This window comes from Edwardsiella sp. A.80236 (genome assembly GCF_044540725.1).
GTDB lineage: Bacteria > Pseudomonadota > Gammaproteobacteria > Enterobacterales > Enterobacteriaceae > Edwardsiella > Edwardsiella tarda.
On sequence record NZ_JBIUCY010000012.1, the window covers coordinates 102,325 to 115,615 of the forward strand.

10 protein-coding genes are annotated in these 13,291 nt (G+C 54.5%); 2 read left to right on the forward strand and 8 right to left on the reverse strand.

All coding sequences use genetic code 11. The annotated features are described in order from the left end of the window. The first annotated feature begins 343 nt into the window (after nt 1-343). On the forward strand, nt 344-1,687 hold the full coding sequence (gene gntP / locus ACEQFP_RS11645; RefSeq protein WP_005283625.1) for a gluconate permease GntP: 1,344 nt from the start codon (nt 344-346) through the stop codon (nt 1,685-1,687). A gap of 278 nt (nt 1,688-1,965) precedes the next feature. Beyond that, nucleotides 1,966-2,451 (forward strand): Cys-tRNA(Pro)/Cys-tRNA(Cys) deacylase YbaK, encoded by a 486-nt coding sequence (ybaK, locus tag ACEQFP_RS11650; protein ID WP_005283615.1) that lies wholly within the window; start codon nt 1,966-1,968, stop codon nt 2,449-2,451. An 89-nt stretch (nt 2,452-2,540) separates the two neighbouring features. Here ybaK and ushA read toward each other — a convergent pair whose 3' ends face one another. The 8 genes from ushA to adk form a co-directional block, all read right to left on the reverse strand. After that, on the reverse strand, nt 2,541-4,199 hold the full coding sequence (gene ushA / locus ACEQFP_RS11655; protein WP_370546903.1) for a bifunctional UDP-sugar hydrolase/5'-nucleotidase UshA: 1,659 nt from the start codon (nt 4,197-4,199) through the stop codon (nt 2,541-2,543). 239 nt (nt 4,200-4,438) lie between these two features. Continuing rightward, on the reverse strand, nt 4,439-5,509 hold the full coding sequence (locus ACEQFP_RS11660) for a fimbrial protein (protein WP_370546904.1): 1,071 nt from the start codon (nt 5,507-5,509) through the stop codon (nt 4,439-4,441). Between the two features lie 9 nt (nt 5,510-5,518). Next, nucleotides 5,519-8,107, reverse strand: a complete 2,589-nt coding sequence (locus ACEQFP_RS11665) for a fimbria/pilus outer membrane usher protein (protein ID WP_370555187.1) — start codon at nt 8,105-8,107, stop codon at nt 5,519-5,521. Nucleotides 8,108-8,124: 17 nt separating this feature from the next. Then, nucleotides 8,125-8,811, reverse strand: coding sequence for a molecular chaperone (locus ACEQFP_RS11670; protein WP_005283607.1), 687 nt, complete (start codon nt 8,809-8,811; stop codon nt 8,125-8,127). Nucleotides 8,812-8,858: 47 nt separating this feature from the next. Continuing rightward, complete coding sequence (locus ACEQFP_RS11675) at nt 8,859-9,392, reverse strand: fimbrial protein (protein WP_005283605.1); 534 nt, start codon at nt 9,390-9,392, stop codon at nt 8,859-8,861. Between the two features lie 735 nt (nt 9,393-10,127). Continuing rightward, nucleotides 10,128-11,429, reverse strand: coding sequence for an inosine/guanosine kinase (locus ACEQFP_RS11680; protein WP_035599469.1), 1,302 nt, complete (start codon nt 11,427-11,429; stop codon nt 10,128-10,130). Between the two features lie 73 nt (nt 11,430-11,502). After that, complete coding sequence (gene hemH, locus ACEQFP_RS11685) at nt 11,503-12,480, reverse strand: ferrochelatase (protein ID WP_005296638.1); 978 nt, start codon at nt 12,478-12,480, stop codon at nt 11,503-11,505. A gap of 145 nt (nt 12,481-12,625) precedes the next feature. After that, nucleotides 12,626-13,270, reverse strand: coding sequence for an adenylate kinase (adk, locus tag ACEQFP_RS11690; RefSeq protein WP_005283578.1), 645 nt, complete (start codon nt 13,268-13,270; stop codon nt 12,626-12,628). Between the last annotated feature and the right edge of the window lie 21 nt (nt 13,271-13,291).

Sequence of the window (13,291 nt, forward strand, 5' to 3'; positions counted from 1 at the left end):
TTTCTCTCCATCATTGGTCAACCAATAACAACTAATTTGGTTTAACCATTCATAGTCAGGTTGCTATAAAGAATTTATATACTCTCGTGCGTTGAATAATAAATAGCACCCAGACAGAAAAAACAAGTTAACCCTAAACTAAAACAGAAAGATTAATCAATTTAATATTTAATTGAATTATGCACATAGCGAAGTAACGTCCTATTTCGTGAAATAGGGGAGCGATGATGAAGTTTCATGATAAGTGCATAAATTGGTGTGACAAGCATCGCTTTATTGGTCAACCAAATAACGTTAGCATAGCCACCAATTTAAAAGCAGGTAAATTAAAGGCAGGGATTTAATGCACATATTAAATATATTATGGGTCGTCTTCGGCATTGGTTTAATGCTGGTGCTCAACCTCAAATTCCGCATCAACTCCATGGTCGCGTTGTTGCTCGCCGCGCTGTCCGTCGGGATGTTGGCCGGTATGGATCTCATGGCGTTGTTACATACCATGAAATCCGGCTTCGGCAGCACGCTGGGCGAATTGGCGATCATCGTCGTCTTCGGCGCCGTCATCGGTAAGCTGATGGTCGATTCCGGTGCGGCCCACCAGATCGCCCATACGCTGCTGGCGCGCCTTGGGCTACGCTACGTACAACTGTCGGTGATCATCATCGGCCTGATCTTTGGCTTGGCGATGTTCTATGAGGTGGCCTTTATCATGCTGGCACCGCTGGTGATCGTGATCGCGGCGGAGGCGAAGATCCCCTTTCTGAAACTCGCGATCCCGGCCGTCGCGGCGGCCACGACGGCGCACTCGTTGTTTCCGCCGCAACCCGGTCCAGTGGCGCTGGTTAACGCCTATGGCGCGGACATGGGTATGGTCTATCTGTATGGTATTCTGGTCACCATCCCCAGCGTGATCTGCGCCGGGATCATCCTGCCGAAATTCCTCGGCAACCTGGAGCGGCCAACACCGGAGTTTCTCAAGGCCGACGTCCCCGTTGACCGCACGAACCTGCCCTCCTTCGGCGTCTCGATCCTGGTACCGCTGATCCCGGCGATCATCATGATCTCCACCACCATCGCCAATGTGTGGTTGGTGAAAGGAACCCGCCTCTGGGAGATCGTGAACTTCCTCGGCTCCTCACCCATCGCCATGCTGATCGCCATGCTGGTAGCCTTTGTCCTGTTCGGCACCGCGCGCGGACACGACATGCAATGGGTGATGAATGCTTTTGAGAATGCGGTGAAGAGCATCGCGATGGTGATCTTGATCATCGGTGCGGGCGGCGTGCTAAAACAGACCATCATCGATACCGGCATCGGCGATACCATCGGCATGCTCATGTCCCACGGTAACGTCTCCCCCTACATCATGGCTTGGTTAATCACCGTATTGATTCGTCTGGCGACGGGCCAAGGTGTGGTCTCCGCCATGACGGCGGCAGGGATCATCAGCGCGGCGATCCTCGACCCGGCGACGGGACAACTGGTCGGCGTTAACCCGGCGCTGCTCGTCCTCGCGACCGCCGCCGGCTCCAATACCCTCACCCACATCAACGATGCCTCATTCTGGCTGTTCAAGGGGTACTTCGATCTCTCGGTGAAAGACACGCTGAAAACCTGGGGCTTGCTGGAGCTGGTCAACTCCGTGGTCGGTCTGATCATCGTATTGATTATCAGCCTGGTGGCATAATGCATGTTGCGCAGCGGAATCCGCCGCCAGAGAGATAAAAAAAGGCCAATATCACTATTGGCCAGTCAAAGAGGAATTCAACATCTTATTATTATGCAGACTCGCCTAACGGCGAGTCTGTTGTCTCTATAGGGTAACAACCGTCGTGCGCCACTGGCAACCGTTATCGGCCTGATTGTTAACCTCGTATACTTTTTCAACCAGTACGATACGCGGGGGGAGCACTCCGCGTTTTGTATGATATATAATGCTAAAAAATATATCATGAGGTTGTAGCGATGACGCCTGCCGTTCTCTTATTAGAAAAAAACAAAATCACTTTCACCCTGCATGCCTATGAGCATGATCCTCACGAAACGAACTTTGGCGATGAAGTGGTACGTAAGCTGGGGCTCAGCGCCGATCGCGTCTACAAGACACTGCTGGTCGCCTTAAACGGCGACAGTAAGAAGCTGGCCGTTGCGGTCACCCCCGTGGCCGGACAGCTCGATCTGAAGAAGGTCGCCAAGGCGCTCGGCGCCAAGAAAGTCGACATGGCCGATCCGCAACTGGCGCAACGCGTCACCGGCTACCTGGTCGGCGGTATCAGTCCGCTCGGGCAGAAGAAACGCCTGCCGACGGTGATCGATGAGGGTGCCCGCCTGTTCGATACGATCTTCGTCTCCGGCGGTAAGCGTGGGCTAGACATCGAGTTGGCCGCCGCGGATCTGGCCGCGCTCTTGCAGGCCACCTTTGCCGATATCGCCAAGCGTGACGCGGCCTAAACGCAACCCCACCGGTGATAAAAAAACGGCATGCCTGGCATGCCGTTAACGTAATTAACACCGCCGTGAATGGCGTAAGCTAACCCAGCTTAATCGCGGTAGACGATCTCGCCTTGCGGCTGGTAGTCGGCCGCCTTAATCGGCGAGTGACGCTGGATGTAATCCTTCAACACTTCGGCATCGACGAACCCGGTATTCACGTAAGCAGGATGCTGAGTAACGTTAGGGTAGTCGTCGCCACCACTGGCGTTAAAACTGAGCAATGCCAGACGGTAGGTCTTATCGGCGGCCAGCGGCTGTCCTTTGATCTTCACCTGGCTAACGCCCTGCTTGCCATCGGCGATCAGACTGACATTGGCAAACTGAGCATAGGCACCGGAGTTGGGCTTCTTGTTCGCCACCATGCCCAGATATTTCTCCAGCTCGGCGCCTGTCATATCAACATACGCCACGGTGTTACCAAACGGCTGCACCTTAAGGACATCCTTATAGCTGATGTCACCGCCAGCCATGGAATCACGTACGCCGCCGCCGCTCATCACGCCCAGATCGGCTTGCGTCCGCTCCATCTGCGCCGCCAACAGTAGATGCCCCATATTCGTCTGCTCGAAACGCACCTTACTGCGATCGCCTTCCAGACGCCCCTCAACACGCCCGATCTTTACCCCTAAGGCGGCCTGTCCCTGCTCCTGGAACGGGGTTAACAACTGCAGCATCGCCGTATCCTGCGGGATCTGTTCGGTATAATAGATACGCTGCTTGGTTCCATCGGCCTGTTTCTCTTGCCGGTTCAGGTTGACGGGGATCAATTGATAATGTTGTAGGGTCAGCTCACCGTTACGGAAGGTGAAATCGGCCCGGCCGACATATTTCCCCCACTCATGTGCCTGGACGATCCAGGTGCCGTTCTGCCGATCTGGCGCGCAGGGCGTGCCCGGCACATAATCGCTCTGCTTGCGATTCTCCGCCGCCATACACACCGGATCCTGGGAGTGGCCGCCGACAATCATATCCAGATATCCCTCCGGCAGGGCGCGCGCCATCTCCACGTCGCCGGGCGCGTTCGAGCCATGGGCACCGTTGTCATAATGGCCCATATGCGTCGCGGCGATCACCACATCGGGCTTCTGCTGAGCGCGTAATTGCTCCACCAGTTGGCGCGCTTCTGCCGCCGGTGGCCGGAACTCGATATTCTCCAGGTACTCCGGGTTACCGATCTTGGCCGTATCATCGGTGGTCAGGCCGATCACCGCGATGCGGATCCCCTGACGATCGAACATCTGATAGGGCTGGAACAGGCGCTTACCGCTGTCCTGGGCATAAATATTGGCCGATAACAGGGGGAACGTGGCCCACTTCTGCTGCTGGCGCAAGACACTCAGCGGATTGTCGAACTCATGGTTACCGATGGCCATGGCATCATAGCCCACCAGATTCATACCACGAAAATCGGGTTCAGCGTCCTGCAAGTCGGACTCCGGCACCCCGGTATTGATATCACCACCAGACAGCAGCAGCACCGAGCCCCCCTTGGCGGCAATCTCGGCGCGCAGCCGATCGACCAAGGTCTTCTGTGCCGCCAGGCCATACTCCTCCTGGTCGTTCTGCCAGAAATGACCGTGATGGTCATTCGTGTGTAGTATTGTCAGGTTATAGGTTTTATCTTTTTCCCACGCCAACGACCAGCCCGGCGCCATCGCCAGTGTCAGCGCCACGGCACAGGCTACCCCCCGATAAGTTACTCTCATTGCCATCTCTCCTTGTCGCGATAACGAGCCATCCATGCCTGACTGCCTACGAACAGGAATAAGATAGCAAACGCCGCTATTTTAACCTGAGTTAAGCCACGCTTATGCCGATATATCAGTCAGTTATTGTGATGAGTATCACTTAATAGGCGATTGGGTATACACCGCGGGTCAGTACGGAGACAGACGCGAGAAGAGGAGGTGAACAAGCTAGCGGCGCACGGGGGCGCCGCTAGCGATTATTTGAAGGTAATATCGACGTTGGCCGTCGCGTGGAACTTACCGGCCTTAGGTCGGTCGGTCAGCCACTTCAGATTGGCAACGAAGTTCTCACTGACTTCATGCTGCTTGTCGTGTAACTTCCGGCCGAAGTCGACATTGGTCTGCAGCGGAATCGGCTGCGAGGGATCACTCGCCTTACTCAGAAAGATCCCCACGCCAGGATCGGTATCAGGCAGGATCAACGTGCGATCGCTGACATCCGGCTTCAGGGTACTGAAGCTCGCCTGCAACTGCTGGCCGCCGCACTGGCCACCCAGCAATTTCGCCGTAATGGTAAAGGGCTGCTGAGCGGCGATCACCCCTGGGCGTGCCTTGGCGGCGCTGAGCGTACCAAAGTTGATGCTATTGCCGCCGTTGGTTTGCACATTAATCTGCGGGTTGCAGTGGATCACCCGGATCTTATCCAAACCGGAGATGTAAGCATTGAAGTTCCCATTGGGACGCGCATCCAGCCCCCCAACACCATCCACCTGAAACAGCGACGGCAATCCCAACGCGGGGAAATCCCCTGGTGGCGGAGGGAGGCCGGTCGCCTTGATATAGACCGAATAGCTGACGGTTAACGTACGTGGCCGGGCATATCCCCAACTGTCGGTCGAAGTCCCTTCACCCAGATCTGGCCCACTCGGCCGATTACCGCTCTGCCGCAGGTTAACGTTGTCATAGTCGATCCCGTTAATCGATACACCGATCGCCAAGGAGCGATGCAAATTACCGAAGGCACTACGTGGATTCCAGTAGATATAAGCATGCTCCCCTCGCCCCGTATTCCAGTTATCCCAGCAAGTCAGGGTCGTCGTGAAGTTCCGCGAGCGCCAAATCAGGTTACCCGCGCTAAAATCGGATGCCGATAGAATGATCGGCTGGCCGATATCAATCAGTTGGGTAATATCACCGATCGGATAACGGCTCCAGGCATTGCTTCCCTCACGACAGGAGAGCGCGGAGGCCTGGCGGCTAAAAATTAGCCCCATGAAGATCACCAGAGCCAACAGCAGGAACCGTCTCACGGTTATCGTTATCGTCATACTGTCACCTTACTGAGTCTGACAGGAAAGGGTTAATTCTTGGTAACCGGCCGTTTTCCCCTGTGGGGGGAGATCATGCGGCAACGGTAATACGCACTGCTGATCCGGTTGGTTCCCCCAACGGAGGGTCAGCTTTTCACCCGGCTGGACACCGGAAACATACAAATCACCATTCATGCCAACCGTACCGCTATTGCGCCCCTGCTGGTTGAAGACGCTGGCCCCCACCGCCGGATAGCCCCCCTGCGCCAGGCGACTATGAATTAACAGACTCACGCCGTAGAAGGTATCGAAGCGTACCCGCACGATCGCTTTCTCCGTCGGTACCACCTGTTTACTGGCGACCGGCACATCCAAACCCGGTTGGAAGTCTTGGGTATGCAACGACACGGCATTGAAGCGGTAAGGCGTCGCCGACGGGACCACGGCGTAACCAAAGGGATCGATGCTTACCCCACTCTGGTTGTCGACACGCACGCCATGAGCATGTTTCGCTTCGACCAAAATTATCGTGTTCTGCAACGGTTGCGACAGAGTGACGCCACCGGCGTGGAGCAATACCCCGCCGGACGCGCCTAACCCCACCTGGTTGTAGCTGTTGCTATAGCTATAGCTGCCGTCCAGGTTGCCGTAAGCGCCGTGATAATTCAGATTCAACGCACTGCTCTGGCCGCCCGACTCACTGTGACCGGTGGTCACGGAGTAACTCATGCGCTGATCATCCAACAACGTACCACTGATGCCGGCGTTATAGCTGTCGCCCCCCTGGCGGCTATGCGCGCCGCTGAAGTTCAGCGAGACTGAGCGATTGTCACGTCCCCAGCTCAAGGGAATAGAGACGGAGAGGTTGATGCTGCGATCGGCATAACCGTACTGGCTGCGCGTATCCTGAAGATAGAGCCCATAGCTGATGCTACGGAACGCATCGTTATACCCCAACTGGATGGTACGATCGCGACCACCGCCGCCCCAGTAAGTCTGGCTACTAATATTGGCGTACAGCATTGCCCCCTGCCACAGCTGCTGGTTAATGGAGACATCTAACCGCTCCCGCTTGTTGGCATAGCGCGTGGTGTACACCCGATGCTGGTTACGGCTGTCCAGATCGGCGATCCCCGTCTGTGGCTTGCTCGGATCGTAATAACTGTTCTCGTAGATCCCCTGGCGCCAACGACTACGCTCCTCTACCGCATCGGAGAAGTCATAATAGCCAGAGGTAGCGTAGCGGTAACCCGCCAGCTGTACGTTGGTTCCCAACTGGTTGAGGGACTTAGAATAAAGGAAGCGATAGCTTTGCCCACGAGCCCGATCGCCGTTCGCTAACGCGGTATCGGAATAGGCCGCATCGAAAGAGATCGCCCCCCACTCCCCCATGTTTTTCGCGATGCCGAGAGCCGCAGAACGGTAGTTTTGTCCCACGAGCACCCCACCATAGGGCGTCAAACCATAGGCCATACCACGCGCGACGGTTCCTTGCAGAAAACTCGGTGTATAGGTCGTACTGCCATTTTGGTAGCGCCCCGCCGTCACCTGATAGTTCCAGATCCCCTCACGCAACATATTCGCTACCGAGGAGTAGGACACGGTGAAATGCTTACGCGTACCATCCGCCTCGTTTACCGTGACCTGAAGATCGCCGTTATTAGAGTGTGGATAGATATCACGGATCTCAAAGGGGCCTGGCGCCACGTTAGTGCTATAAATGACGTAGCCGTTCTGGCGAATCTCCACACGCGCGTTAGTCGCCGCCACGCCGCGTACCACCGGCGCATAACCGCGTAGGCTTTCGGGCAACATATCATCGACGCTGGAAAGTTGGGCGCCACGAAACTGGATACTATTAAACACCGTGTTGTTGGTACTCGCCTGGCCCAATTCCAAGCGGCTACGCCACGCGGGAATATCGGTCTCCGCCCACGTAGCGATATTGTCCCACTGCGTCGACTGGCCACTGACTTTATTCATCGTCATGTTATTACGCAGACGCCAGTTCCACAGGTTGAGACCATTATTCAAAGCCAGAAAGGTATACTCGCTGTTCTCGCCACCCGGATTATGATTCGCGTTACGGTTATAATTCAGGTTGTAGTTGCTGAAGGCGGCGTTGATCCCCTGATCGTACAAGGTATGTGAAATGGCCCCACGCGCCTGTTCGGCTAACAGTACCTGCGGTATAGAGAGATCGATCTGTTGAATCGCCGGATCGAACGACACACTCGCGCCCGGCAGTGTCGCCGAGACGTCGACGCAGCTGCCCGGTTTTAACGAATCCGGCAGTTTAACGCCATAGTTAAGCAGATCCTCGACCGTCAGGCAGGGTTGGCTCGCGCCTCCCGCCTTGGCGACGAAACGTACGTCCTTATTATCGACCTGCTGTTTGTTCAGATAGATGGCAAAAGGATATTTTCCCGGTGGCAAGGCATTGCCCTCGGCAACGGCCTGAGCGGCATCAATATTCTCGCTGCCATGAACGAAAGACATGTTGAACTCGGCACGCGCCGTCGCGCTACACAGCAACGACAACGTACTGGCAGAGATGGCCAGACGCACCCAGCGCGCCACATCCGTCCTCTGTTGTCTTAGCTGTTTCTGTTGCACTACTCCACCCCTTTTTATCACTGAACAGACGCGTTTTTAACTTCGCTACGACCCCCAAAATCATTGATATAGCTAAAAGAGATCGTATTTCCGATGTGCACTCCTGCTGGAATAGCAATGGCCAAACGGCCATGTGGATCCACCATGTTGGCTTCGATATCGATAGGCTTACCGTTACTGCCTTGCAGGTGAATAGTGCCGAAAGTGATATGCAAGGGTCCCGGGTTAATCGCCACCAGCTGATTACCTGACTTCTGCCAGCGCAGTTGCTGTACCTGTTGAGGCAAGGTGGTATTCAAGCCACTGGGGCGGTAGAACAATTTAATGCGCGTACGCACCGCAACCTGTAATACATTGTCTTGTTTGGGTGCGGGCGGAATCTCCTGCACATTCACCCATAGCAATGTTTCTTTATCTTGCGGAAAACCCTGACCGGAATAGATGAAGCGTAATATTGCCGATTTTTGCGCATCCAGTTTTACGATCGGTGGAACCACCACCATCGGTAATTTACTGCTGGCCTTACTGCTATCACCTTGATCCAGCCAAGTTTGCACCATGTAGGCATCTTGACTGTCATTATGGATCGGCAACGATGCAGATTTTTCTCCGCCATTATAAATCACACGAGTGGCATCGACCTGAATACCGGCCTGGGCGCTACAAGCCCAAGTCAGCAATAATGCGGCAATTAATTTCTTCATTTTATTCCTTATACAGACCTTCCTTGGCCTCGTATGACAATAAATGATTATTTATATTCGATGGTGAACGGGCTGGTCGCGTTAGCCAGACCGGCGGTAACCGTATCGGCGTAAGAGCGATAACGCGCTTGCAAATTGAAGACAGCCTTCTTATCACCAACAACTTTCACCGTCGGTTCCTCACCTGTCGCCTTGTTAGCAATGGCAAAATGCTTACCATTAATATCGGTGATCTCGATACCGAGCCCTTGTGCCGCGGCGGTAGAACCGTCACCACTGACCGCCAGCAAATCGGGATGCCCTGCGACGGTGTTACCGTCGAAACGCACGGTATAAGTCCCCGGCTCACACTGTTCCAGGTTAATCTGGAAGGCCTTAGAGGCAGATTTATCACCGATCGCCTTAAACGCGGAGGTCGGATACTTGCCCAGGTATACGTCGATATTTTTTGAATCACCACTCACCTGACAAGTAGAGTTAATGATTTCACCGGTAAAATTAACAGTACCGTTGGCGGCGCTGACCTGACCACTCATCACGCTAGCGCTCAGGGCCATAACAGGCAGTAAAATCTTTTTCATGCTGGCACTCCATTTATAGAATAAAACATCCACGCACACCTGCTGTACGGAATGAGGATGAACGAACTTCTCGTATAAAATATTACGAGTGTAGCCATAGGGCTCCACGATTAATAAATCACACGTTATCGATAGAGAGGAAATCAGGCGGTGTAGCTAGTTTCTTTTATAAAAATTAAATAGCCCGACTTCCCTATATAGAGATGGCGGATTAAGACACTACTTATTACTCACTATTTTATATACCCGTAGCCGTAGTTAAGCGTAATTTCTTAATACTAAATTAATTAAATGATAAATCTTGCACAAAGGTTAATTGTCACCTGATAGACAGTAAAATCGATAAAATAGATAACTAATTTTAATTTGATTGATTTTTATGGTATGCGGTTAAGGCGCATTTTAATTCACGCGAACACATCTCCTATCTTTTTGTTTTATAGTTGATTTTTATATTGTATGACTTATTAGTAAGCAGTCGAATATGCGCTAAATCTCACGTTGCAGAAAGTGAAAAGGTGTATTCCGGTTAGAGAAATGGTTGATCATTGACCATTTTTACGCAATTCTTGACCAAATCGCGTTACCGCTCTCCCTTGCGTTATCGGAGAAGCCCGTTCCCCAAAGAGATCATACAAGCCGGCCCTTCTATTGAAGATAGACGATAAAAAACGCCGGCAATAAGCCGGCGTCTGTCGTTATTCTCGCTCCATCACTCCATAACGGAGCATTCTCTTAGCGTTCCCAGTAAGACTCTTCCAGGCTATCTTCGCGCTCGGGCAAGCCACGCGTCAGGCGCGGCGAGTGTTGATTGAGTACTTGGTAGCTAACACGGTTAGCATATTTACACACCTGCGCCAGTGATGAATAGGTCAGATAGCTGCGCTGATGCTTACTGGAGTTCGGTACGTTGGTACGGTGGAACTCGTTCGCCGCAATATCATGCAACAACGCGGAAAGCGCACCATCCCCGGCACCGTTGGTATTCATGATCTTCTCTGGCCCGCCCATATAGGGAGCAATATGGGAGTAAATGCGGCATGGCGACTCGCACATGCTACGGCGCATCGCCCGGCTGAACTCATACAGATTGAACTCCGGGATCACCCCCGGCAGCAGCGGATGCTGGGTCTTACGCTTACCGTCTTCCTCGGTATAACCCGCCATATACAACCCAACCGGCCCGGCGGTACACAACACCAGATCGACCCACTCCAGCGCCTTATCGGAGGCCGCCAACGGATCGGACAATCCGGTCAGCTCCAGGGCTTCCTCTTCATTCATCGCCACGATGGTGACATGTTCACGCAGGAAATCGCGCCAGAATTGAGGATCGTCGGCGATGACGTATTTCGTTCCCAGGGTCAACACCACCGGGACCTGATGCTTCTTGGCGTAGGCGATGGCTTGCATGGTCGCGTCACGCATCGGCTCACCCGGTTTGCAACGTACCAGGTAGGCGGTCAATACCAACGCCGAGGCGCCAGCGATCACCGACTCGGGAATACTCTCCGGCCGGAGCTGATTCATCATCCCCGGACTGATGGCAAAAGTGCGCTCGCCATTATCGCTGATCAGCGTAAAACAACGGCCAATCGGACCATTCACCCCTTGCAGATGATCCAGATCGGTACGACTGGAGGTATTGCACAGGTAACGGTAGGCATAACTGCCGATCTTCACGTTCTCGCACATCACGCCCAGCAGCACCGAACGGTCGTCAGCCAAGACGGAGTAGTTATGCAGGGTATTGCCGATGGTGCCGCCAGCGAACTCATGGGTGATCAGGTCATTGGCGCAAAGCTCTTGGTACAACGCCTCCGCCACCTCATCCTCGATCACCAGCGAGTGTCCTTTACTTAAGTGATAACGGGCGATGAAGGCCTCATCCACTTTGGCCTCGATATCGACCAGCGTCTGGTCGATGCCGACCACATAGGCTTTATCAATTTCATTGTGCTGCGTATTCTGTAGCAGCGGATCGCGGGCGTTGACCGGGAAATAGTGTTTTGACTTGCGTTGACCGGGGAATTTCATCTGTGTTATCGGCAAAAAGAAAAAGGGAGCCTGCAAGAATAGCACACTCCCTCAGTCGTCGTCAGCGACCATCCTACTCGACGCTCGGTGAGAGCCACGCCGCGACTAATTGCTGTAGCAGATCGATCTGCGATGCATCATCATTCAGCGCTGGAATATAAGAGAATTGATGCCCGCCGGCTGCAAGGAAAGTCTGGCGATTCTGCTCATCGATCTCTTCCAGCGTCTCCAGACAGTCGGCGGCGAAACCCGGGCAGATCACTTGAAGGTGCTTAACCCCCTCGCCGGCGAGGGTCGCAACCGTCTCGTCCGTATAGGGAGTCAGCCAAGGTTCGCGGCCGAAGCGAGACTGGAAGCTGATGGCATACTGCGCAGGCGCAAGCCCCAATTCTGCCACCACCGCTAACGTAGTCGCCCGGCAACGCTGTGGGTAATCATCGCCCTCATCGGCATAGCGTTGGGGGATACCATGATAGGAGAACAACAGCTTATCCGGCTGGCCATGCTCGGCGAAGCTGTGACGAATACGTTGGCACAACGCGGCGATATAGGCCGGATGCTCGGCATAGTCACGCACGAAGGTGAGCGCCGGCATGCGCCGTTGCTGCGCGATCCAGGCGGCCACGCCATCGAATACCGCGGCGCTGGTCGAACAGGAGTACTGGGGATAGAGTGGGATCACCAGCAGCCGCGTCACGCCGGCCTCATTCAATGCCGTCAGGGCGCTCGCCAGCGATGGCTCACCATAACTCATCCCTAAGGCGACGGGAATCGACTCACCCAGGCGAGCCTGCAACGCAGCGCATTGACGCTGGCTATAGACCAGCAAGGGCGATCCCTGCTCGGTCCAGATGGATTGGTAGAGACGCGCGACACGTGGCGCGCGCCGCGGCAGGATCAGACCATGCAGCAATGGCTGCCACTGCCAGGCAGGCAGATCGACCACCCGTCTGTCGCTGAGAAACTCCGCCAGATAGCGCTTCACCGCCGCCGGCGTTGCGGCCGATGGCGTCCCCAGATTAACCAGTAATACCCCTTGTTTTTCCGCCATACGGCCCTCGTTGACTGCAATGTCGATAAGGCTATTGTAAAGCATCCTGCGCGCGCCCCCACCAATCGCTGGCATTGGTCGTATAGCTAAGTCGTGGCGACAAAAAAGCGGCCCGCAGGCCGCCTTATTCTGCCGCGTGGCAGCCTTAGCCCAGCACCTTCTCCAACTCGGTACGGACGCTATCGACGCTCTGTGTGCCGTCGATCTTAACGTAGCGGGTATTGCCAGCCTGCGCTTCCTGGCCATAGTAGCCGATCAGCGGCGCGGTCTGCTGATGGTATTCAACCAGACGCTTACGGACGGTCTCTTCTTGGTCATCCTTACGGGTAACCAGATCTTCACCGGTCACATCATCCTTACCTTCCACCTGCGGCGGATTGAATTTGACGTGGTAGACACGGCCAGAGCCCGGATGTACGCGACGACCGATGATGCGCTCGACAATCAGCTCATCCGGTACGGCAAATTCCAGCACATAGTCGACGTTGATACCGGCGTCTTTCATCGCATCCGCCTGCGGGATGGTGCGCGGGAAGCCGTCGAGCAGGAAACCGTTGCGGCAATCTTCCTGGGCGATGCGCTCTTTCACCAGCGCGATGACCAGTTCATCCGTTACCAGCTTGCCGGCATCCATGATCGCTTTAGCCTGTTTGCCCAGCTCGCTACCCGCCTTCACCGCAGCGCGCAGCATGTCACCGGTGGAGATCTGCGGGATGCCGTATTTCTCCATAATGAACTGTGCCTGTGTGCCCTTACCGGCGCCCGGAGCGCCCAGCAGAATGATACGCATCGCGTAATTCCTCTCAGATTA